Consider the following 22,566-nt stretch of genomic DNA (forward strand, 5'->3'; position numbering starts at 1 on the left):
TCATTCTCCTTCGCTCGTTTGTTTATCTGTCGATGAATTAGATGTGCGTATCAATGCATCAATCGATTTTTGTAAAGATGGAATTTCTTTTAATTGTAGGAAGATTCCTTCTAAAATAACGCGGTTAGGTATGCTTTTCTCATATTCGTTCTTTATCATCTGTACCGCTTCTTGTAATTGATTTTTTTGCTGATCGGATAGAGTTAATTCATTAATTGTCTTTATAATGTCATTTATCTGTTGATCTAGTTGCGATTGTGATGGATACAGTGCTGTATGGGTAAAGGATAATTGTTCGATTCGGATTTGTGGTTCATCCTTAGATTGGATCGTTCCGATAATGAGATTATCTAGACGATCGACAATGAATCGTGCTAATGATCGATTATTTGGATACAAGTCATGCATCACAATTGTTTTACTGTACCCTTGCAAAATACCATCTAAATGGATCGCGAAATCAACAATATTAGGCATGATTTTTTCACCATATATTTCAGTTAAAGCAGTTTGAATCCATTCAAACGCCCGCTGATTTAACTTGAACACTAAATCATTAATATCCTGTCCGATATGTATGTTGTCCCGCAAATGCATAATCATATATTCTTTATGATTGGTAATTAGTTCGAGAAAAATATGAATTTGATCGATTAATTTTTGCCTTGGGTCCTTTTGTTGTTGTTGAATGAAATCGAACTTATCCATAATTAGCGATGTATAGTAATCAAATATCTCAACAGTTAGTTCTTCTTTAGACGTAAAATATAAGTAAAATGCACCTTTGGATACTTCACTTTTACTAGCGATTTCTTGTATAGATGTAGCATGAAATCCTTTCTCAGCAAAGAGCTTCATACTCTCCTCCATAATACGTTGCTTTTTCTCGTTCACAGGTTAGGCGCACCCCTTTCTGTTAAGGTTTTGTGGATCGGTTTTGTTATTGAATAGGGCTATTGTATTTGATTGAGATGGAATGTGTTTGAATGCGTTCGAATGGAATGACCGGTCAGTCACTTTGTTTTATTACTATAGCATATGCGATGATTGGATAGCAATTCTGCGGATTGATGGGATGTTGTGAGTGTTGGGTGCTGAGGTTGGGGGATGGGGGCTTTGGCTGGTGAGCAAGTATGAGGAGTGAGAGGGGAGGGGCATGATCAAATTAACGAGTTATTTTTGATTTTTTGGTCATTGTCATGATATTACGACTAAAATATAGTGTCAATTTAAATATTTTAGCTATTTTGATAGTATTATGACTAAATAAAGGTCAGTTTTAAGTTATTTTGGTTGTTAAAGCTAGATTTTGATCAGATGCAGTGCTTTTTTCGCTTACTTTGTTCGAATTAACCACTATTTCGACCATAACGTGCGATTTGCGGCTTCACTTTGGTCGAATTAACCACTATTTCGATCATAACGAACGATTTCTGGACTCACTTTGTTCGAATTAACCATTATTTTAATCATAACCTGTGATTTCTGGACTCACTTTGTTCAAATCAGCACTCTATGCAGTTAAATACTCTATTCCTATTAAAAAAAGAACCCATCTACAAAATGGATTCTTTCTTCATTGAACTTAATCTCGTATTATTTATTCTCTTCGTCTTTCATTGTGTCTTCATTTCCGTCGTTATTTTTATCAGTATCAGTATCTTGATTCATGTCGTCTTTATTTTGGTCGTCACCATCCATCATATCTTCTGCATCTTCTTCCATCTGATCCATTTCTTGTTCCATCTCATCAGCTGGTGTATCCTCTTCTTGCATATCTTCTGCTGGCTGATCTTCATCCACTGGATCTTCATCATCCTGTGCACATCCAAATAATAGACCTACTGCAAAAATAGAAGTAAGTAATGTCCAAAGTGTTTTTTTCATTCTTGTTTCCTCCTTTTAATTTTCCATTTCAAAAGTAGTTTTCCCATATTCCAAAAAAAATTCCGTTATTTTTTAAAAAAGTCAAAGTCAATATAACCAATTTAAAAAAACCCAATCTTCAACCAAAAATAACTTGACTAAAAACTGGGTAATTTTCACAGCAATTAAATACATCTATTATATTATTTTATCGCAAACATGATCTCTGCTTCACACGCTAATTCTCCATCAACGGTTGCTGTCGCTTTTCCTTTACCAATTGGTCCTTTTAAACGAGTGATCTCCACTTCTAAGCGTAATTGGTCACCTGGTTTTACTTGTCTTTTAAATCGACATTTATCAATTCCAGCTAAGAATCCAATTTTCCCTTTGTTTTCTTCCTTACTTAAAATAGCTACCGCACCAGTTTGTGCTAATGCTTCAACAATTAACACGCCTGGCATGACTGGGTAATCTGGAAAATGCCCTTGGAAAAACGGTTCATTAATCGTGACGTTTTTCTTTGCGACAACGCGTTTCTCACCGTCCAATTCTACGATCTCATCCACCAATAAGAAAGGGTAGCGATGTGGGATTGTTTCTTTAATCTGTTGAATATCTAACATTTCATACACTCCAATCTATTTTTGCACATTATTTTTTCAAAATAAAAATAGAAAAAGTTAATCAAATGATTAACTTCCTCCTGTTATGATATCAATGATGTGTCGCCATGTATCGAGCTCAAGCACTTCCATCGGCGAACCATCACCAAGTACACTGTAACCAACGACAAGCCCAATGATTAATGCTAAAAAGCTAAGAATCAAGACAACAACGATACGCAGCCAGATTGGAAAAATGCGTCGTACAGGTTTTGCTTGCTTCTTTTCCGCTTTTTGCTGCTTCTTCTCGTTTTTCATTTTATTCTTTTGTGCTTTTTCTTGTTTTTGTTCTGCCTCGTTTTTTTCATTTGGTTCATTCGATTGTGTTGGTTCCATAACTTGGTAACTCCTTAACCTTAATTTCATTATAGTATCTTAGCGTAATTGATTAACTAGGCCTCGCATCTGGTCATGCATAGAGATTGTTCGTGCGTTAAACTGATAGGCGCGTTGTGTCTCCATCATTTCTGTCATTTGAGTAGCCATATTAACATTTGATGATTCTAATGCTCCTGTTTGCAATGCGACATCACCAAAAGCTACATCTTGGATAATGTCACCTGCATTATAGGCAGCTGCTGTTACATCTGGTAGGCGGAATTGATTATTTCCGGCCGCTTCGAGAAACTGTGGTCGAATGGCTTGAACAATACTCAATTGCCCTTCGACTGTTGTTTGTCCATTTCTCGTCACTTGAATTGAACCGTTAGAGCTGATTGACACATCTTCCATACCAGTGTCTAAGATTATCGGGCCATTTTGTCCGACGATTGGGTGACCTTGTCCGTTCGATAACATGACTTGACCATTGCCCATCTCATTTAAATACAATGTTCCATCACGTGTGAATCGGCGTTCTGTGACTCCATTATTAGTTACGTCAACTTGGAGTAAATGATTATCTTCCAATAAAGCAAGATCAAGTCCTCTTCCTGTTTGTTTTACAGTACCGAGAGATAGGTTCATATTAACTTGACCGAGTTTAGCTCCTGAACCTAAACGAATGCCATTTGGAGTAATCCGTCCCAACGCATTTGCCTCTTCATCACTAAAGTTATTAATTTGTTGTGTTAACAAAGAGGTGAACTGAGCATTACGTGACTTATAGCCAGTAGTCTCTAGATTTGCCATATTGTGACTGACGACATCTAATTTATTTTGTAATTGCTTCATGGTTACTGCCGCTTGCACTGCCATACGGTTCATATCGTTACAATTCTCCTTCCGTTAACACTATGTTAAACGTCCAATTTGATTCACTGCTTTATCCATACTTTTATCATAGGCCTGTAATACCTTTTGATTTGTTTCGAACATACGATACGCTTGCATCATATCAGTCATCGTTTGGATGGTGTCCACATTAGATGTTTCTAAAAATTTCTGTTGAACATTGAAAGTAACATTCTGATTTTCACGAGCATTGCCTATTGCTTGTCCCGCTTCATCTAATGCAAACAATCCCTCTCCATCTTTCACTAAATCGTTGACGTTCGGACTATAAGCCACCCCAATTGGAATCGCTTGACCGCCTACCTGAATGACACCATCATCGGTAACATTAAATGTTTGTCCATCTGTTTCGATTGGATTCCCTGCTTCATCTAATACATAAAGTCCATTGCTTGTCGTTAAAAAACCTTCTCCATCCACGGTGAAATTACCATTACGTGTATATCTGACATCCCCATCATTATTTTGCACGGTGAAAAATAATCCACCTGTCTCATCTGGTATTGTCCCATTGATAAGCGCCATGTCTGTTGTTAGACCAGTTTCTCTTAACGAACCCTGTTCAAAATCAGCAATGGTTTCTTGGACATACACCCCTGTATTAATGGAGCCGATTGTTTGATGATTTGGAACATTGAATCCCCCAGTTACTGTTGGTATCTTCTTGCTTTCCATACGTTGGATTAATAGTTCAGGAAATGCACGAACTGCTGCCTGATCCTGTTTATATCCTGGAGTTTGAGCATTTGCAATATTATTTGACAATGTGTCTTGTCTACGTTGCTGTGTCATCATACCACTAGCTGCCGTATAGTATCCTCTAAGCACGGGTGAATTCCTCCTTTCCTTCTAGATGTTAGTCAGTTAATTTTTTATAAAACAACAAACGTGTCCAATATGTATCAGAATGAAAACTTCTACATTTTTCGCAGTTTATACATATGTTTGGTTATGTTAGCTATTAAATGATTTTTCTTTTTTCTATTTTATCAATATTTTCTAGCATAATGCCTGTTCCTTTTGCTACACAATTAAGTGGCTCTTCTGCTAAAAGTACTGGAACTTTCAATTCTTCTGCAAGTAATTGATCCATCCCATGCACAAGTGCTCCTCCACCTGTTAAAATGACACCGCGGTCGATAATATCCGCTGATAATTCTGGTGGTGTTTGCTCTAGTACTGTTTTTGCTGCTTGAACGATCATTCCAACAGGCTCACGTAATGCCTCTTCAATTTCTGCAGAATGGATCGTTATTGTGCGTGGTAAACCTGTTACCATATCACGCCCGCGAATATCAATGGATTCTTCTCTAGAACCTTTAAAAACGGTCCCAACATGGACTTTAATATCCTCAGCTGTTCGTTCACCGATAAGCAATTTATATTTACGTTTTACAAAATTCAAAATCTCAATGTCAAACTTGTCACCAGCCATTTTAATTGACTGAGCCGTTACAATGTCACCCATTGATAATACCGCAACATCTGTTGTTCCACCGCCGATGTCTACTACCATATTACCGCTCGGCTGAAAAATATCCATCCCAGCACCAATTGCTGCTACTTTTGGTTCTTCTTCAAGGTAAACTTTTTTACCGCCAGACTTCTCAGCTGCTTCTTTAATCGCTTTTTGTTCGACTTTCGTAATGTTCGTTGGGCAACAAATTAGCATTCGAGGTTTAGAAAAATATCCGCGCACATTAATTTTGTTAATAAAATGCTTTAGCATCGCTTCTGTTACATCAAAATCTGCAATAACTCCATCCTTCAATGGACGAATTGCTTCAATGTTTCCTGGTGTTCTCCCCACCATTTTTCTGGCTGCTTCTCCTACTTCGAGTACACGTCCAGTTGTACGATCCATCGCTACTACAGATGGCTCATCTAAGACAATTCCTTTTCCTTTAACATGGATTAACACGTTAGCTGTTCCAAGGTCAATTCCAATATCCCTAGAAAACATGATTAAGATCCTCCCTGCTTCATTGTTCACGTTTATTGTATTGTTTTTTACATAATTGTACAGATTACTTCTAATTATATATCATATCACAAATGCTAACATTTCGATAATCATTTTTTGAAGAAACATACAATTTTATTCGATTATTTGCCGTTTTTGTGATTTTTATAAATAGTTATTGAATTAGAGGATGTTTTTAATTATAGAGAGGATCTTTTTTTTGTTAATTTAGAGATTGAAGGGACGTATTTGTTTTTTTGGACGATTGAATATACTTTAACTTTGTTGCTTCGCCTCCTCGTAAATGTCGAATTGCTTTATGATGGTCTAAAATAGCTTTTACTTGAATCGCTAATTCTGGGTTTATTATTGGAAGTCGCTCTGTTAAATCCTTGTGAACGGTACTTTTTGACACACCAAATTCTTTCGCTATGACTCTAACGGTTTTCTTCGTTTCTAAAATATAATTACCGATACGAATGGTTCGCTCTTTAATATAATCATGCACATCACTAGCCTCCTCGTGTTGTTTGTCCAAGGTGTTATGAGACAGGAGAGTTCGTTGTATGTAGTTAACATGTTATTGAGCTAGTCTAATTAGAGAAAAAGAAAGGAGATGTACCTCAGACTTCTTGATTGGTTTGTAACAGTTTATTATTGTAAGCCAAGGAATATGAACAGAAAACAGAAAATACCCGCAAGCCAGGGTTCAGGGTGGGACATTGGGGTCAGTCCCCAATGTCCCATTTTGCGCAAAAAAAAGCTCCCCATTGGTGGGGAGGTAGGATCATGAGCCAGTATGTCCTTGACCTGGATCATATAATAAGACAGGAGTATTGTCGTCTGCTTTTTCAAGATCAGTTGGCAGTTCATCACTCAAAGCGAGTGGCGTTACTACAGTAAAGACAAACGATAAAATGAATCCAATATACTTTTTTCGCAATCTCCTCACCTCCTAATACAACAAAATTATTTTAACTAAGGTTAAAGATCTTTCATAGCTAGTAAGGGAAGACGAGCAAAAAAATGATCACTTTGTTTTTCTATAAAATCATTATACGATTCATTTAAGTACTTTCTATCTTGGTGTGCTCGTCCTAAATAATATTTTGTATATGGGGTAACCTCAGTTATTCCTGCCAAAATTTTTTGTGCGTTTTCCAAATTACCTCGGACAATTTCCAAATGGGCTTGTTCACTAGCATCCTTCGCTACAACACCCTCTGTACGGTTAAATTGTGCACAAATAAATGGATAGGCTTGATGATCTATCATTTTAAGCAACCAATCTTCTTTATGTCCTATCGCTAGTTGTCTAGCTTCTCTTAAATGGTACATACTTGATTCATAGTCTTCATAAATATAAGTTAAACTTAGATTAAAATGGATATGCGCTTTCATCGCTTTGTTAAAAGTTTTATTTAATGTCCGGAACCCATATTTACGCGCTAAAATCAGTTCATTTCTTTTCCAATAGAACACAAATAATAGAGATTCCAAGCAATATTGGTATAATTCATTTAATAGTGGATCTTTGACATCATAAATTCGGCATTGCAAATGATCGATATCATCGCGTGAATCACCATAGGCAAATATATTAAAAAGTACATTGATCTTGTTGATAAGGATCAAGCAAATAGTATCATTATCTTCTGATTTGATTTCATTTAATTGATTTAAAAGCTCATAATGCGGAACTTCTCTATTAATACGCTTTAGCGACAGTTTAAAAATAGCTGCCCATACCCTATTTAGTGAATGAGTGCTTTTTTTATTTTTATTTATCAAAATCTCTAGCTCATTATAGTATCCATGTAGATACAAAAATTTCATACCTATCCGTAAATCTTCTTCGTTTGTCAAATCCAGACAGAAATCCTTCGTTAATCCAACAACAGTTTTATCATCGTAATCGACAGACATCATTTGAACAAATTGATATAACCGTAAGTTTTGACAGTTTCTCATGTGTAGTTGTGGGAAAGAGTTATCTCTATTCACAATTCTCATCCTTCCAAAATATGCACATTCTTATTATGTCATTTATTACAATTATATCAAGTGATATCTACCACTTTTCGTTCGACAAATCCAGACAAAAATGGGACATTGGGGTCTGACCCCAATGTCCCACGCATTTCTCATGTATTGGTTGTTGCTCTTGATGATTGACGTTCTTGGTTGTTTGGTTCTTCTGTTTCTACCGAGGACTCTTCTGTTGTTTCTTCAGGTTTTTCTTCAGATTTTTCCTGAGATTCGTCAGTGTCGGTAATACGAATATCTGCTACTGTTTGGTTGAAGAACTGTTGTGGATCAACGGCTTCCCCATCTTTACGTATTTCAAAATGTACATGGGTACCACTTGCTTGACCGAAATTATTTTTTCCTGCCACTCCAAGTTCTTCACCTTGCTTTACTTTCTCACCGGATTCTACTTGAATATCTGTTAAACTTGCATAGTGCGTTGTTACACCATCCGCATGTTCCATCTCTACTACGTAACCTAGCATTGGATCCTGTCTAACATCAGTGACTTCACCACTTAACGATGCAACAACTGAAAATGTCTTGTCTGTTGTTGAAGCAATATCTATACCTTTGCTTTGATAGTATTTATTGTTGTATAGAACGAGTGCTTGTGCTTGCTCTTCTGGTGTTTTATCGTAATCATAAAAGTTGGTTACAATTTCAGTCTGCGCATCAGCTGATACAGGCATCTTCACTATTTCTGATGGGTTCACAACTGGATTTGAGTCTTGATTATAATCCAATGGATGCTCCACCTGGTCACTCAATCCTTCTTCTGATTGATCTGTCGCTTCAGGGATTTGGTTATTTAAATTCTGATACCATAACACCCCAGCCAACAATAGTGCTGCAACAGATAAATATACTGCAGGGAAAAACCATTTTTTCTCTAGGACACGTTTCCATTTTAATTTTGAAACGTTACGATTATCTTCTTTCATTTTTACATCACCTCAGCAACCATTCTGATCAAATGTGCTGATATATATACATGAAATGAAAAAAATATTATATTTATTTTCGACAAATTATTTATGGACTAGTAGTTTAGGAGTAGTATCTTCAATTGTTTGAATCGATGTCCCCTGATAGTAGTAACTTACAATCTCTTTATATGATTTTCCTTCTTTGGCCATACCATTCGCGCCATATTGGCTCATTCCAACACCATGTCCGTATCCTTTTGTAGTAAAAATCAAATAGTCATCCTTTTTGGCAATCTTAAAATCTGTCGATCGAAGCTTTAACTTTTCCCTTACTTCTCTTCCTGTGAACGTTTTCCCGCCAATTTCAATAGTTTCTACTCGGTTGCTTTTTGTTCTAGTAGTCGGGAAAGCTATATCATTGCCTGGAAGCGTGACTGCTAGAATTTGTTCCAATTCATCTATCGCAATTGTCTTTTGATCTAAAAATTTTGGTGATTCCTTATCCCAAGGACTAGCTACACTTTTTAAGTAAGGTAATGCATTTTCCCAAAAATCCTCTGAGTTTTCAGTGTATCCATTACTTGTAGAAAAAAATGTTGGTGTAATTGGTTGACCTTCATAGGTAAGTACTTCTCCTACAGTGGAAGCAACTGCTTGTTTAATTTTCTTCATTTTCCACTGATAATCATTTCCCCATATTTGTTGCAATTCTTTATCGTTTTTATATACTTGATGTTTCACAGTATCAGTAACTTGTTGATCACTCCCGGTATTTGATAAAAAATTAACGATGTACGTACGTGCCGCTAAAGCTTGAGCTTTTAATGCTTCTAGTTCAAAGTCAGCTGGCATTTCAGATGCAACTACTCTTGTTACATAATCTTCCAATAGAACAGACTCACTTTTTTCAGACGCTGTTCGCATCACTTCAACTGAAAAAGCCGAATCTTCTGCTTTTAATGCCACTGTTGCTTCACTCTCTCCTTCATTTGCTTGCTCAACCTCTACCTGATCCCCTCTTGTATACAACGTTTTTGGTACAACGATTAGTGCCGGTATGACTAAAATAACGGTTATTAATATCGAAAAGCTGACAATCAATCCTTTTTTCCAACGGCTATTTGCTTTTCGCTTGTAATAGGGATGCATAAGGTTCCTCCTTCATTCAAATACAAATACGCTCTACTAGATAATTTATACAAAATAAAAGAATAGTAGAACTAAAAATATAATCTGTTTGGAGTTTTTTATCCTTTAGTACTTAGCTAATTTTATAAATCGTACATATTTTTATAGTATGCTCATTACTTGCAGCTGGTGAGCAAGGTGTTCAAGAACACAAAAAGCATGCCCTCCTTTACGAAGACATGCTTTTCCCATTCATTGATACTATAAAGCAGATAGTTTTGGTTCTTCTTGTTGCTCTGCATTTAAAATTATTTCTTCTATATCATTTACACGTTCGATATCTGCACCTAGCTTAGCTAACTTTCCGGTAATATCAACATATCCACGATCAATATGCTTCAGTTCTGTCACTCGTGTATAGCCTTCTGCATTTAGACCAGCCAAAATTAACGCTGCTCCTGCGCGCAGATCAGTAGATGCTACCTCAGCTCCTTGTAGAGAGACTGGTCCCTCAACAATAACACTACGTCCTTCAATTTTTACTTTAGCATTCATACGACGAAACTCTTCCACGTGCATAAAACGATTTTCAAAAACAGTTTCGGTAATGACACTCGTTCCATTAGCGTTTAACATTAATGCCATCATTTGTGATTGCATATCAGTTGGAAAGCCTGGATGTGGTAAAGTTTTCAAATCAATTGCTTTTAATTTTTTCGGACCAATAACACGAAGCCCCTCTTGCTCTTCTTCGATTTGAACACCCATCTCTTCCATTTTCGATACTAAAGAACGCAAATGTTCTTTCTCTGCACCTTTCACTAGCACATTTCCGCCAGTAATTGCCGCTGCAACCATAAATGTTCCGGCTTCAATTCGATCCGGGATAATCGTATGTTCTACGCCATGTAATTGTGGTGCACCATCAATTTTAATAATTTCTGTCCCGGCACCAACTACTTTTGCTCCCATTTTATTTAGGAAGTTTGCCAAGTCTACAATTTCAGGCTCTTTTGCACTGTTTTCTATAATCGTTCTTCCTTCAGCTAAAGCCGCTGCCATCATAATATTTTCTGTTGCACCTACACTTGGAACATCAAGGTAGATTTTACCACCTTTAAGTCTTCCTTCTGAAAAAACTTCTACATAACCATTTCCGACGTGTACTTTTGCTCCCATCGCTTCAAATCCTTTAAGATGTAAATCAATTGGTCTTGAGCCAATTGCGCATCCACCAGGCATTGCTACTTTTGCATGACCGAAACGAGCAAGCATTGGACCTAAAACAAGTACAGAGGCACGCATTTTCCTTACATATTCGAACGGCGCTTCTGTATTTAAAGGTTTTACTGCATCAATTTGTAATGTTCGATTCTCCATTTGCACAGTTGCATTTATATTGCTCAATACTTCTTTCATTGTTACCACATCTGCTAAAGCTGGAACATCATGAAGTACACTTTTCCCCTCACTTGCCATTATACTTGCTGCGATAACAGGTAAGACTGCATTCTTCGCACCTTCAACTTTCACGGTACCTTGCAGTTTCCTGCCACCGCGTACGATGATTTTTTCCAAGGCTCATTCTCCTCTAAAGTCCAGTTTCTATATTATTAATATTCAGTCGTTAGGATAGGTGTTCCTATTGTAATAATTGTTTTATCACCCGCCACCTGACGAGCTGCCATTTGAATGTTCATTTGATTGTCAATAGACGGTATAGAAGTATCCCATTGTTCTGTATAACCTGAAAATACCGTAAAATCTTTTTCGTTCATTGTATGTACCTCTTGAACTTGTAAGACTTCTTTTATTTTATCAAAAAAACAAACACTCTCTATCATATCATCTACTATGATTTTTGTCCAAGCAAATTTTTTAACTTCATTCGTAAAAATGGTTTCAGCTAGATGATAGATTTGACTCTTCTGAATAAATTCATCCACTGTTGTTTTTTCGTTTACTTCTATCACATAGATGATATCTGTTGAAGAAGTATTCTTTCCCTCAACAATCATAATTGTTTCGTTAAAGGTAGGAGATTTCTGTCCGTCCCACGTAAATTTTTTTGCGTGATTGGTTTCTTCTATTTGCACCGTGGCATTGGAGAAAATTTGATTGATCTGCTTCACTTTTTGATTTAGATCGTTTGTGTTAATAGTTTCCCTTAGTTGTATCTGCCAGTGCGTTGCCTCTTGGTCGTTGGATTGAAAAATTGTTTCTAATTGCTTTAACTCTTCTATCAATCTATTATTCTCTGACATGGCATGAATTTGACTTGTTATAATTATTAATCCTATACATACTAGCAACCACACTTTTTGTTTCATACGAATCTCTCCCGGCTTTTTTATCAACAGTATGTACGTTGATCATCTGAGATATACGCAGAGAGATTCGTCAAAATACTACATCGATAGATTAAAATAGAAAAGTAATTTGATTCGTCCAGTTTAAGAAATCTAATACAAAGTTACTGACAGTAGTTCCAATAGCAATGGTTACAAAAATAATTAATAGCTTGGCTTCAAAGGTTCTACTTTTCTTGAAGATCGGATCAAGCCGAATAGATTGAATGACTTGCCAAGTGATAATAATAAAAATAATATGTGAAATCATGCTGAGTAGTGCTTGTTTCGCTAATTCTTGCATAGGTACCTCTCCTTTAACTAACTATTTGCTATTTCCCGGGAAATAGTGACATAAAACCTGAAATTTTTTGGGACATTGGGGTCTGACCCCTTTGCCCCGGATTTTGGGACAATCGGGTCTGACCCCAATGTCCCAGCCAAAGCTCATTGTCCCACCATCTCAACCATAAAAAAAGACTTTAATTCCGTATGGGATTAAAGTCTTTTTTTGGAATGTCTAGTATTGTTAGCGTGTTTCTACAACATCTAGACGGTTGATTGCACGTCTTAATGCATATTCTGCCCTTCTGAAGTCAATATCATCTTGTTTAGCTTTCAGGCGTCGTTCTGCGCGCTCTTTTGCTTTTCGTGCACGTTGAACGTCAATATCGCCTGGTTTTTCAGCTGATTGGGCTAAAATGGTTACTTTATTTTCATTAACTTCAATAAAGCCTCCACTAATTGCTACTCGAATTGTCTCGCCTGCGCGCTTTAAACGAACAGCACTAATCAGTAACGGAGCAACTAAAGGAATGTGATTAGGTAAAATACCTAATTCTCCATCTTCAGCCTTACAGCTCACCATTTCAAATGTATCTTCCAGAATAGGACCATCAGGAGTGACAACACTCACCGTTAGTGTTTTCAATGAAACCCCTCCTCGGCTTTTCTCTTACGCCATTTGTTTTGCTTTTTCTACAACTTCTTCAATTGTTCCAACCAAACGGAACGCATCTTCTGGAAGATCATCGTATTTACCATCTAAAATTTCTTTGAAGCCACGAACAGTTTCTTTAACAGGCACATAAGAACCTTCTTGTCCTGTAAATTGTTCTGCTACGTGGAAGTTTTGAGATAAGAAGAATTGAATACGACGAGCACGTGCTACCGTTAATTTATCATCATCTGATAGCTCATCCATTCCAAGGATAGCAATGATGTCTTGTAATTCTTTATAGCGTTGTAATGTTTGTTGTACATTACGAGCCACGTTGTAATGTTCATCTCCTACAACTTCTGGATCAAGCGCACGTGAAGTAGATGCCAATGGATCTACCGCAGGATAAATACCTTGCTCAGAAAGTTTACGATCAAGGTTAGTTGTAGCATCTAAGTGAGCAAATGTTGTTGCTGGTGCAGGGTCAGTATAGTCATCCGCTGGCACATAAATTGCTTGAATAGATGTAACAGAACCTTTATCTGTAGAAGTAATACGCTCTTGCAATTGACCCATTTCTGTTGCCAATGTAGGTTGATAACCAACCGCAGATGGCATACGTCCAAGCAAGGCAGAAATTTCTTGACCTGCTTGTGTGAAACGGAAAATATTATCAATAAACAGAAGCACGTCTTGGCCTTGTTCATCACGGAAATATTCCGCCATAGTAAGACCAGTTAATGCTACACGCATACGCGCTCCAGGTGGTTCGTTCATCTGACCGAATACCATCGCTGTTTTTGTAATAACACCTGAATCTTTCATTTCATAGTAAAGGTCATTTCCTTCACGAGTACGTTCTCCAACACCTGCAAATACAGAAATACCACCATGTTCTTGCGCAATGTTGTTAATTAATTCTTGAATTAATACGGTTTTACCAACACCCGCACCACCGAACAAGCCGATTTTACCACCTTTAATATAAGGAGCAAGTAAATCAACTACTTTAATTCCAGTTTCAAGAATCTCTGTTTCTGTTGCTAAGTGTTCAAAATCTGGTGATTGACGGTGAATTGGATCACGTCGAACACCTTCATTTATTTTTTCGTCTAGATCAATTTCTTGTCCTAAAACGTTGAATACACGTCCTAGTGTTTCGTTACCAACTGGCACTGAAATTGGTGCGCCAGTGTTTTCAACTTCTGCACCACGTCTAATTCCTTCTGTGGATGACATCGCAATGGTACGAACTGTATCATCGCCTAAATGCAATGCCACTTCAAGGGTAAGTGCAGCTGCATTATCCGCTTCTGGATAAACTAACAATGCACTATATAACTCTGGGAGATTATCATCGAACTTAACGTCGATTACAGGCCCCATTATCTGTGTTACGCGCCCTTTACTCATCCTTTTCCCTCCTAACACACGGTTTTCATTATTCTTGCGCTGCTGCTCCACCAACAATTTCCGAAATTTCTTGCGTAATAGCAGCTTGTCTAGCTCTGTTATATTGTAATGATAGATCATCAATTAAGTCATTTGCATTATCTGTTGCACTGCGCATCGCTGTCATACGTGAAGCATGCTCACTAGCTTTACTATCTAGTAGTGCACCGTAAATTAAGCTTTCTGCATATTGTGGTAATAAGGTTTGTAAAATCTTTTCCTCACTTGGTTCAAATTCATAAATACTTTCCATATCATCCGGATAATCATTATTTTCATGAACATCTGTTAATGGGAGTATCTTTTTTGAAACAACTTCTTGTGAAATAGCATTGATAAAATGATTATAAACAATGTGCAGTTCATCAATTTCTTCATCAATGAATAGCTGAACTGTTTCATTTGTTAAATCTTGAATATCAGAGAATACTGGTTGGTCTGACAAACCAATAATCTCATTTGCTATCGGCATCTTGCGTTGTTTGAAGAAATCTCTACCGATTCGTCCAACGACAACAATCGTATATTCATCTGGTGATTGATGCTTTTCTTGAATCGCGCGATAGACTTTACGTAATATTCCACTATTAAAAGGGCCAGCTAAACCACGGTCAGAAGTGATAACAAAGTAAGCCGTTTTCTTTACTTCTCGATGCTTAAGCATTGGATGTGCATCTTCTCCTGTTCCTGAAGCAATGTGTTGTACAATTTCTTGTAGTTTATCGCTATAAGGCACAAAAGATGTCGCATTCTGTTCCGCTTTATTTAACTTAGAAGCAGATACCATGTGCATTGCATTTGTAATTTGCTTTGTCTTTTTTGTTGATGTAATACGTGTTTGAATATCTCTTAATGACGCCACAACAAGTCAGCCTCCTTTCATGGAAGGTTTCTGGTCAATATATCTAATCATTCTTTGTGTTTAAACTTATTGTGTAACAACGAATTGCTTGATAAATGTTTCAACCGCTGCATCCATTGTTTCTTTTTCTGCTAATTTACCTGTTTCACGAATGGTTGTTAGCATATCTGCATGATGAAGGTCTAAAAAGTCAAATAGTTCTGCTTCAAAACGCGTAATGTCTTCTACAGGAATATCATCTAAGTAACCATTAATTAATGAATAGATGATCATTACTTGTTTTTCAACAACCAGTGGCTTATGTAACCCCTGTTTTAGCACTTCAACTGTACGAGCTCCACGGTTAAGTTTCGCTTGTGTTGCTTTATCTAAATCAGAACCGAATTGCGCGAATGATTCTAATTCACGATATGAAGCTAGATCTAGACGTAATGTACCTGCAACTTTTTTCATTGCTTTAATTTGTGCAGAACCACCTACACGAGATACAGAAAGACCTGGATTGATCGCTGGTCTTACCCCAGAGAAGAATAAATCTGATTGTAAGAAAATTTGACCATCTGTGATTGAAATTACGTTTGTTGGAATATAAGCAGAAATATCCCCTGCTTGTGTTTCAACAAATGGAAGTGCAGTTAATGAACCGCCACCTTTTTCATCACTTAACTTCGCTGCACGCTCTAATAGACGAGAGTGTAAGTAGAACACATCACCTGGGAACGCTTCACGGCCTGGTGGACGCTTTAATAGCAATGATAATTCACGATAAGCTGTTGCTTGTTTCGTTAAGTCATCATATACAACAAGCACATGCTTGCCATTGTACATAAATTCTTCACCCATTGTTACACCAGCATAAGGAGCTAGGTATTGCAATGGTGCTGGTTCTGATGCACCGGCACTAACAACAATTGTGTAGTCTAATGCACCATAACGACGGAATACTTCTGTTGTAGCACGAACAGTTGAATCCTTTTGTCCGATTGCAACATAAATACAGATCATATCTTGGTCTTTTTGGTTTAATATTGTATCAACAGCAACTGTTGTTTTCCCTGTTTGACGGTCACCAATAATTAATTCACGCTGTCCTCTACCAATTGGTACAAGTGCGTCAATCGCTTTAATTCCAGTTTGTAATGGTTCATGAACTGACTTACGATCCATTACACCTGGTGCTGGCGCCTCGATTGGGCGAGTTTTTGTTGTTTCTACTGGTCCTTTACCATCGATTGGCTGACCTAGTGGATTAACAACGCGTCCTAATAATTCTTCACCTACTGGCACTTCCATAATTCTGCCTGTACGTTTAACTTGGTCTCCTTCACGAATGTCCGCGTAAGGGCCTAGAATTACAATACCAACGTTACTTTCTTCAAGGTTCTGGGCTAATCCCATCACTCCATTTGAAAATTCAACAAGCTCACCAGACATAATATTGTCTAAGCCATGTGCTCTTGCAATACCATCACCAATTTCAATGACAGTACCAATATCACTAACTTCAATGTCTGCTTGATAATTTTCAATCTGCTGTTTAATCAGTGCACTGATTTCTTCAGCTTTTATGCTCATGCCAATTCACCCCTATCCTGTCACTAATTAGTTATCGTTATATTCTTTTCCATTCTTTCGAGTTTCCCTTTGACTGAACCATCATACACGGTATTTCCAATGCGAAGCTTCACACCACCAAGTACTTCTGGATCAATGACATTATCGATTTTCAATTTAGCAATATGTAATTTCTCTTGGAATACATTCGCTAATTGTTGTTTTTCTTCTTCAGAGAGTTCACGTACAGAATAAGCAATCGCTTGCTTGATGCCACGAGACTCCTCAGCCAATTGAACAAATTGATCAACGATATCAACAACCAAACCTTCTGATTGGTGGTCAACGATCAGTTTCAATGTACTTTTAACTTCCGAAGAAAAATCATGAAAAGCGTTGTCGATCATTTGTTTCTTATTATTTTTATTGAATCCTGGATTTTCTAAAAATTGGACGAATTCGTGATTTTGTTGAAAAACTTCTTTCACGATCATCCATTCAGATTCCAACGATTCTAAGATATTTTTTTCTTTTGCTAGTTGAAAAAGAGCTTCTGCGTAGCGCTTCGAAATCATTGCTTTACTCATTACTCTTCTCCTATCTGTTTCATATAGTCAGAAATTAAGCGTTCTTGATCTTCTACGTTAATTTCTTTCTCAATTACTTTCGTTGCAATTTGAACAGAAAGACTTGCAACCTGCTCTTGCAGGGCTTCAATCGCTCTGTCTTTTTCTTGCTTAATTTCTTCTCTTGCTGCTTCTTTGATCTTCTCAGCAGCTATTTCAGCAGATTGAATAATTGCTTCCTCTTGTTTCACACCTGCTTTTTTCGCTTCATCAATAATAGATTGCGCTTCTTGACGTGTTCTATTTAAGTTTTCATTTGCTTCAAGTGTAGCTTTTTCAGCTTCTACTCGGTTCTTTTCGGCAACATCTAACTCATTTGCTATATAATTTTCGCGTTCTTCCATTTTGCCTAACATTGGCGCCCAAGCATACTTTTTCAAAAGTCCAAGTAAAATAGCAAAACTGACAATCGCAAATACAATATCACCTACGTGAAAGCCTCCGACACTTAAGCCGATTAATGAATGACTTAACAATTCCACACCATTCACTCCCTTCGAATGCTTCTCTCAAAAATTGGCATTATCCTTATTCACTGTTCTTTTCGTTTAGGAAGAAAAAACTTGGCTACTCGCCAAGTTTTATGGTGAAAGCCCTATTTTCCATGATCATATGCTAATAAACTTTAAGGCGAAGTTAAACTAAAATAAAACTTCGCCTTTTGTATTTTTTAAGTAAATAAGATCATAAAAGCTACCACTACGGCAAAGATCGGAATCGCCTCAACTAGTGCGATACCAATTAACATTACTTGTTGTAATGGACCTTTAAGTTCCGGTTGACGAGAAATCCCATCAATTGTACGAGATACGATCTTTCCGTTGGCGAAACTGGCACCTAATGCCGCTACACCTACTGCTATTGCTGCTGCTAATGCTTCCATGTAAATACTCCTCCTTTAGAATGTATGTAAAACCAATATTGTTTTTACATTAATTTATTTAATGGTCATCTGCCACTTTATGCGACATATAAACCATTGTTAACATAGTAAAAATAAATGCTTGTATTGCACCAATAAACAAACTAAATCCTTGCCATACCATCATCGGTAGGACTGCAAAAAAGGTGAATGGAACAAGCAAGAATGCTAACTGTGTAATTAAAGATAGCAAAACTTCTCCTGCGAATATATTACCAAACAAACGGAAACCTAATGTCATTGTATTGGTAAATTCTTCGACCAATTTAAATGGTAACATGAATGGTACGGGGTCCATGAGGCCTTTTGCGTATTTCTTAGGTCCTTTGAGCTTCATTCCGTAATAGTTTGTTAGAACAATAATGAAACCAGCTAAACCTAGTGTAATACCGGCATCTGAGGTTGGTGATTTCCACCATAGATCGTTCCCATGTACGATCATAACAATAACACCTAGTATGTTACTGATGAAAATAAAAGTAATTAGTGTAAGTCCGAGCGGTAGAAAAGTTTTTCCTGTTCGCCAGTCCATCGAGTCACTAATAATCCCTTTTACAAAATCAATTAGCATCTCCATCGCATTTTGTGCACCGGTTGGACGCATCTTAAGGTTCCTACTTGTTACGATACCAATGATAAACACAATTACACATGCAATAGCCGTCATTAGGACAGTAGATGCATTAAAGCTTAACCAGGAGATACCAAAGACATTTTCATATATTGGTGCTCCATGATCCATTTTCTTTCACCTCTTTTCTAACTGTCACTTTGTTTAATATAAAGTGCAAAATCTATGATTACGACAAAGAACATTGTCGTTAACCCCAATATAATTCCAGCCATGTGGAAATACACCTCTAGTTCAAAACCAATTAATAAAGCTAAGCCAACAGTAGCGAACCGAGAGAATGTCCCTAAACGATGCATCTTGGGTCTGTTATGTACCTCAAAGCTGAAATTTCTAACCTTTCGTTGTAGCAACGATAGATTGTACAAGCTAACTGCAGTTCCTAATAGTAAGCCTGTGAGAAAATGATGATAGGATGTAAAAAATACAGCCAATACAAGGATAGCTAAATAAGTTAACATCCATTTTTTTTGGCGACTCATCACTTGCTGATAAGACATTTCTGACATGACTTTTTTATCCCCCAATATTTTTGTTAAAACGGAAGGTGCATTCGATAAACACGATTCATTAATGTCATAATTCTCCCCTTACCGTTTCAAATAAAAGGAATTCCAGCGTGATTTTATGAAAGCCTAATCATTCTACAAAGGATAGCTTACAATAGGGAAGCTTGACTGTCAATTGTTTTATAAACCAAAATACAAAAAATATATATAAAGTCGTAATCACACAAAATTTAAAACGACTATTTTCTATTATAATAAAAATTGAGCAAGATGTGTAGTGAAATTTTGTGATTTTTTTTACATACTTTATTTTATCATATCAGTTAACTTATTTAGCTACAATCATTTTTTACTTCTTTTCTTTTTTGGAAAATGGTTCCATCACCTAATATGAATTACTGTTTCTTCATAATAACTCTTGTTTTCTTTTGATAAAACAGTCATTGCTGCAATATAATCTCCTGAGCTTGGTAGGTGTTTTTTTTCGATGATTCCTTCCAGCACTCCATTAGATTGGTCTTTTTCTTCAATAAAAGTTTGGACAAACATTAGCGTGTCCGGATCATATAGATCTATTTTGACTTCCGCCACAGCTTCTGGGAGATAAAGTTGATAGGTGTATTCCTTAGAATTAAATGGATCAATATTTAATTCTAGACCCATTGCTTTTGGATAATCAGCCGTTTGATTAATAAATATGTAAGGAATTTGGTAGCGTTCCTTCCTATTAAATAGTTGTATCCATCCTTGATGTATTCCAGTAGCTAAACGATTAGAGTCAATCGTTAGTTTAATTGGGATTGAACGCTTTTCTCCTGGACCAATGGAAATGGTTTGTGGCAATAGCCAGCGTAGTCCTGCTTGTTGCTTCGGGATAGCAAAACTAAATTGATTCGTTTGGTTTGATACATTCTCAATCTCTATGTTGGTAGTCATCCTTTTCTTCCCATCATCAACTTTACCAAAAGAAAGTAACGCATCATGTAAAATCGTTTTTGTTTCGATAGATTGATCTAGTTGTACCCGTCCCATCCCTTGCTCAATCGGATCATATAAAATGCCCTCTTTTTGTAGAGGTTTCGCTTGTGTTAATAACGCACCTTTTAACTGAGCAGGTGTCCAATTGGGATGTGCTTCTTTTAATAAGGCTAACGCTCCAGCTATGTGTGGAGCTGCCATACTTGTTCCTTGAAGTGTTTGATACTGACTACCTGGTATTGTACTAGTTATATTGGCACCAGGTGCTACAATCTCTGGCTTGATTGACCAGTTTGCTGTTACAGGACCGCGTGAGCTGAAATCCGTCATTTGATCTTGTTGTTGGTGATACTCTGTTTCAATCCAGTAACTAGATTGTTTCAGTTGTTTTTTCAACCATTCGCCATCTTTTTTCGAGATGGTTACAGCAGGTATTTTGCTTTTTTCTTGAATAGCTGCTTGAAAAGGTCCTTTTTCATTGTTATAAATAATCACTCCTACAGCACCAGCCGCTTCTGCTTGTTTCACCTTTTCAGTAAAGGTAAGTTTTCCACGTTTAATTAATGCAATTTTACCTGATAAACTTGGGCTGTTTTCTGCACCAGTATCACCATCGACCAAAGGATATTTTCGCTGAAGTGTCCAGTCTTGTGACCCGCTAATAGGTATTAAGTCGATTTGTTTGTTCTCAAAACGGTCAATAATAGTAGCCGTTTGTAACAGTGGCGTCGATGCTCCTACAGCGATTGCTTTCGTTGCTGTTGCTGGTGAACCAACCGTCCAATTAGCAGGACCTGAATTACCATTTGCTATAACTACAGAAACACCTTTTTCAACCGCACGGTTTACCGCAACACTTGTTGGCCAATCCGGACCGTTGACGGCGTTGCCTAATGACATATTTATAATATCCATTCCATCATTTACTGCTTTCTCTAATGCTGCAATCACTTGAATCGATGTACCTGATCCACCCGGCCCCAATGCTCGATAGCCATAGAGTGAAACATTTGGAGCGATCCCCTTCATTTTTCCATTGGCTCCAATAATTCCAGCAACATGTGTACCATGAATCGTTGGCATGCCTTGACTAATCATTGTTTCCATCGGATCATCATCAAGATCAACTAAGTCAAACCCTCCTTGATAATTACCTTGTAAATCAGGATGATTGTAGTCAATCCCTGTATCGATTACCCCTATTTTAACTCCTTCTCCTGTATACGTTACAACTGATTGATTCGTTTCATTTTTTAATAAAAAAGGGACACTTTGATTAATTTGCGTTTGATAGGTTTTAACTGGGTAGCTATTTTTAACAAACGATTCTTTCACTAATTGTCTAAGTTGATGCTCTTTCGCTTGAATAGCAAGTCCTTGAAATAGGGTGTGGAATACTTCAACCACTTTAACGGTTGGATGATATGTTTCTATGTATTGCTTATGTTGGTGTGGATCACCATCTACTTCGATAATTAATTTTGTTTGTTCTATTGCTGGTTTTGCATATGTAAGGATTGGTGAAGTCATGATAATGAGGAATATAGAACAAAGAAGGATTAAAAAGCGCATCATGTTAAACTCCTTTAAGATTAGGTTAAAAATATAAAAAGCTTTTTTCGTTTAGTATGATGGTTTGAAGTGTATCTTATGCAATGTAACGTTGGTGAGTAAAAAAATCACTAACGTCATTTTTAAAATTCATGTTTTAAGTAATAATGTAATTTTGATTTGAACGTCTATAAAAGAAGAGGAATAATCTTTGTTCCACTGCGGAAATAGACTTGCTTTCCGCGGGCACGGCCCATAGCCGTCAAGTTAAGCAAACATTGAAAGTCAAGATTATCATATAAAACATTATTTTCCAGTTAAATAGGTATCCTTATATGGTTTGTTATTAGCCTTTCTTACATTTTCTTACTTATTGCTTAG

The 22,566-nt window shown here is 36.9% G+C and carries 25 protein-coding genes; all 25 read right to left on the reverse strand.

Annotated features, from left to right (window positions below):
* The 25 genes from HP569_RS03915 to HP569_RS04035 all read right to left on the reverse strand — a co-directional run bounded on the left by HP569_RS03915 (position 1) and on the right by HP569_RS04035 (position 22,206).
* Positions 1–894, reverse strand: coding sequence for a TetR/AcrR family transcriptional regulator (locus HP569_RS03915; protein ID WP_182199839.1), 894 nt, complete (start codon positions 892–894; stop codon positions 1–3).
* Between the two features lie 702 nt (positions 895–1,596).
* Complete coding sequence (locus HP569_RS03920; protein WP_182199840.1) at positions 1,597–1,887, reverse strand: hypothetical protein; 291 nt, start codon at positions 1,885–1,887, stop codon at positions 1,597–1,599.
* Positions 1,888–2,069: 182 nt separating this feature from the next.
* Complete coding sequence (gene fabZ, locus HP569_RS03925) at positions 2,070–2,492, reverse strand: 3-hydroxyacyl-ACP dehydratase FabZ (protein ID WP_182199841.1); 423 nt, start codon at positions 2,490–2,492, stop codon at positions 2,070–2,072.
* A gap of 69 nt (positions 2,493–2,561) precedes the next feature.
* Positions 2,562–2,867, reverse strand: coding sequence for a DNA-directed RNA polymerase subunit beta (locus HP569_RS03930; protein WP_182199842.1), 306 nt, complete (start codon positions 2,865–2,867; stop codon positions 2,562–2,564).
* A 39-nt stretch (positions 2,868–2,906) separates the two neighbouring features.
* Positions 2,907–3,737, reverse strand: a complete 831-nt coding sequence (locus HP569_RS03935) for a flagellar hook-basal body protein (protein WP_182199843.1) — start codon at positions 3,735–3,737, stop codon at positions 2,907–2,909.
* 27 nt (positions 3,738–3,764) lie between these two features.
* Entirely contained in the window at positions 3,765–4,592 is an 828-nt protein-coding gene (locus tag HP569_RS03940) for a flagellar hook-basal body protein (protein ID WP_182199844.1), read from the reverse strand.
* 133 nt (positions 4,593–4,725) lie between these two features.
* Positions 4,726–5,727: a rod shape-determining protein gene (gene mreB / locus HP569_RS03945; protein ID WP_182199845.1), complete on the reverse strand. Its 1,002-nt coding sequence runs from the start codon at positions 5,725–5,727 to the stop codon at positions 4,726–4,728.
* A gap of 223 nt (positions 5,728–5,950) precedes the next feature.
* The gene (gene spoIIID / locus HP569_RS03950; RefSeq protein ID WP_182199846.1) at positions 5,951–6,235 is read right to left on the reverse strand and encodes a sporulation transcriptional regulator SpoIIID; all 285 of its coding nucleotides are present in this window, start codon (positions 6,233–6,235) and stop codon (positions 5,951–5,953) included.
* 279 nt (positions 6,236–6,514) lie between these two features.
* Complete coding sequence (locus tag HP569_RS03955) at positions 6,515–6,670, reverse strand: hypothetical protein (RefSeq protein WP_182199847.1); 156 nt, start codon at positions 6,668–6,670, stop codon at positions 6,515–6,517.
* A 41-nt stretch (positions 6,671–6,711) separates the two neighbouring features.
* Positions 6,712–7,731: an AimR family lysis-lysogeny pheromone receptor gene (locus HP569_RS03960; protein ID WP_182199848.1), complete on the reverse strand. Its 1,020-nt coding sequence runs from the start codon at positions 7,729–7,731 to the stop codon at positions 6,712–6,714.
* A gap of 140 nt (positions 7,732–7,871) precedes the next feature.
* Positions 7,872–8,699: a stage II sporulation protein SpoIIQ gene (spoIIQ, locus tag HP569_RS03965; protein ID WP_182199849.1), complete on the reverse strand. Its 828-nt coding sequence runs from the start codon at positions 8,697–8,699 to the stop codon at positions 7,872–7,874.
* An 87-nt stretch (positions 8,700–8,786) separates the two neighbouring features.
* Positions 8,787–9,833, reverse strand: a complete 1,047-nt coding sequence (gene spoIID, locus HP569_RS03970; protein ID WP_182199850.1) for a stage II sporulation protein D — start codon at positions 9,831–9,833, stop codon at positions 8,787–8,789.
* A 240-nt stretch (positions 9,834–10,073) separates the two neighbouring features.
* Positions 10,074–11,390: a UDP-N-acetylglucosamine 1-carboxyvinyltransferase gene (murA, locus tag HP569_RS03975; RefSeq protein WP_182199851.1), complete on the reverse strand. Its 1,317-nt coding sequence runs from the start codon at positions 11,388–11,390 to the stop codon at positions 10,074–10,076.
* Positions 11,391–11,425: 35 nt separating this feature from the next.
* Complete coding sequence (locus HP569_RS03980) at positions 11,426–12,142, reverse strand: YwmB family TATA-box binding protein (protein WP_182199852.1); 717 nt, start codon at positions 12,140–12,142, stop codon at positions 11,426–11,428.
* A 91-nt stretch (positions 12,143–12,233) separates the two neighbouring features.
* The gene (locus tag HP569_RS03985) at positions 12,234–12,464 is read right to left on the reverse strand and encodes a DUF1146 family protein (RefSeq protein WP_182199853.1); all 231 of its coding nucleotides are present in this window, start codon (positions 12,462–12,464) and stop codon (positions 12,234–12,236) included.
* Positions 12,465–12,689: 225 nt separating this feature from the next.
* Complete coding sequence (locus HP569_RS03990; RefSeq protein ID WP_182199854.1) at positions 12,690–13,091, reverse strand: F0F1 ATP synthase subunit epsilon; 402 nt, start codon at positions 13,089–13,091, stop codon at positions 12,690–12,692.
* 24 nt (positions 13,092–13,115) lie between these two features.
* Entirely contained in the window at positions 13,116–14,513 is a 1,398-nt protein-coding gene (atpD, locus tag HP569_RS03995) for a F0F1 ATP synthase subunit beta (RefSeq protein ID WP_182199855.1), read from the reverse strand.
* Between the two features lie 28 nt (positions 14,514–14,541).
* Positions 14,542–15,414, reverse strand: a complete 873-nt coding sequence (gene atpG / locus HP569_RS04000; protein WP_182199856.1) for an ATP synthase F1 subunit gamma — start codon at positions 15,412–15,414, stop codon at positions 14,542–14,544.
* 66 nt (positions 15,415–15,480) lie between these two features.
* Entirely contained in the window at positions 15,481–16,989 is a 1,509-nt protein-coding gene (gene atpA / locus HP569_RS04005; protein ID WP_182199857.1) for a F0F1 ATP synthase subunit alpha, read from the reverse strand.
* Between the two features lie 23 nt (positions 16,990–17,012).
* Positions 17,013–17,555 (reverse strand): F0F1 ATP synthase subunit delta, encoded by a 543-nt coding sequence (locus HP569_RS04010; protein ID WP_182199858.1) that lies wholly within the window; start codon positions 17,553–17,555, stop codon positions 17,013–17,015.
* The gene (atpF, locus tag HP569_RS04015; protein WP_182199859.1) at positions 17,555–18,076 is read right to left on the reverse strand and encodes a F0F1 ATP synthase subunit B; all 522 of its coding nucleotides are present in this window, start codon (positions 18,074–18,076) and stop codon (positions 17,555–17,557) included. Before atpF ends, HP569_RS04010 begins: the two co-directional genes overlap by 1 nt.
* A 188-nt stretch (positions 18,077–18,264) precedes the next feature.
* Positions 18,265–18,477, reverse strand: coding sequence for a F0F1 ATP synthase subunit C (gene atpE / locus HP569_RS04020; RefSeq protein ID WP_182199860.1), 213 nt, complete (start codon positions 18,475–18,477; stop codon positions 18,265–18,267).
* A gap of 58 nt (positions 18,478–18,535) precedes the next feature.
* A complete protein-coding gene (gene atpB, locus HP569_RS04025; protein WP_182199861.1) occupies positions 18,536–19,258 on the reverse strand; it encodes a F0F1 ATP synthase subunit A in 723 nt (240 codons plus the stop codon).
* A gap of 17 nt (positions 19,259–19,275) precedes the next feature.
* Positions 19,276–19,656 (reverse strand): ATP synthase subunit I, encoded by a 381-nt coding sequence (locus HP569_RS04030; protein WP_182199862.1) that lies wholly within the window; start codon positions 19,654–19,656, stop codon positions 19,276–19,278.
* Positions 19,657–20,037: 381 nt separating this feature from the next.
* Positions 20,038–22,206, reverse strand: coding sequence for a S8 family serine peptidase (locus HP569_RS04035; RefSeq protein ID WP_182199863.1), 2,169 nt, complete (start codon positions 22,204–22,206; stop codon positions 20,038–20,040).
* Positions 22,207–22,566: the final 360 nt, after the last annotated feature.

Origin of the sequence: Paraliobacillus salinarum, from assembly GCF_014083865.1 — a bacterium.
In the GTDB taxonomy this organism is placed as follows: Bacteria; Bacillota; Bacilli; order Bacillales; family Amphibacillaceae; genus Paraliobacillus; species Paraliobacillus salinarum.

What these genes read in the sequence shown, in the direction of transcription:
- atpE (WP_182199860.1), bottom strand. Translation starts at nt 18,477, where the DNA reads ATGGAAGCATTAGCAGCAGCAATAGCAGTAGGTGTAGCGGCATTAGGT.
- atpA (WP_182199857.1), bottom strand. Translation starts at nt 16,989, where the DNA reads ATGAGCATAAAAGCTGAAGAAATCAGTGCACTGATTAAACAGCAGATT.
- HP569_RS03985 (WP_182199853.1), bottom strand. Translation starts at nt 12,464, where the DNA reads ATGCAAGAATTAGCGAAACAAGCACTACTCAGCATGATTTCACATATT.
- HP569_RS04035 (WP_182199863.1), bottom strand. Translation starts at nt 22,206, where the DNA reads ATGCGCTTTTTAATCCTTCTTTGTTCTATATTCCTCATTATCATGACT.
- HP569_RS04030 (WP_182199862.1), bottom strand. Translation starts at nt 19,656, where the DNA reads ATGTCAGAAATGTCTTATCAGCAAGTGATGAGTCGCCAAAAAAAATGG.
- HP569_RS04010 (WP_182199858.1), bottom strand. Translation starts at nt 17,555, where the DNA reads ATGAGTAAAGCAATGATTTCGAAGCGCTACGCAGAAGCTCTTTTTCAA.
- HP569_RS03930 (WP_182199842.1), bottom strand. Translation starts at nt 2,867, where the DNA reads ATGGAACCAACACAATCGAATGAACCAAATGAAAAAAACGAGGCAGAA.
- atpB (WP_182199861.1), bottom strand. Translation starts at nt 19,258, where the DNA reads ATGGATCATGGAGCACCAATATATGAAAATGTCTTTGGTATCTCCTGG.
- HP569_RS03980 (WP_182199852.1), bottom strand. Translation starts at nt 12,142, where the DNA reads ATGAAACAAAAAGTGTGGTTGCTAGTATGTATAGGATTAATAATTATA.
- HP569_RS03935 (WP_182199843.1), bottom strand. Translation starts at nt 3,737, where the DNA reads ATGAACCGTATGGCAGTGCAAGCGGCAGTAACCATGAAGCAATTACAA.
- spoIID (WP_182199850.1), bottom strand. Translation starts at nt 9,833, where the DNA reads ATGCATCCCTATTACAAGCGAAAAGCAAATAGCCGTTGGAAAAAAGGA.
- mreB (WP_182199845.1), bottom strand. Translation starts at nt 5,727, where the DNA reads ATGTTTTCTAGGGATATTGGAATTGACCTTGGAACAGCTAACGTGTTA.
- HP569_RS03920 (WP_182199840.1), bottom strand. Translation starts at nt 1,887, where the DNA reads ATGAAAAAAACACTTTGGACATTACTTACTTCTATTTTTGCAGTAGGT.
- spoIIQ (WP_182199849.1), bottom strand. Translation starts at nt 8,699, where the DNA reads ATGAAAGAAGATAATCGTAACGTTTCAAAATTAAAATGGAAACGTGTC.
- atpD (WP_182199855.1), bottom strand. Translation starts at nt 14,513, where the DNA reads ATGAGTAAAGGGCGCGTAACACAGATAATGGGGCCTGTAATCGACGTT.
- fabZ (WP_182199841.1), bottom strand. Translation starts at nt 2,492, where the DNA reads ATGTTAGATATTCAACAGATTAAAGAAACAATCCCACATCGCTACCCT.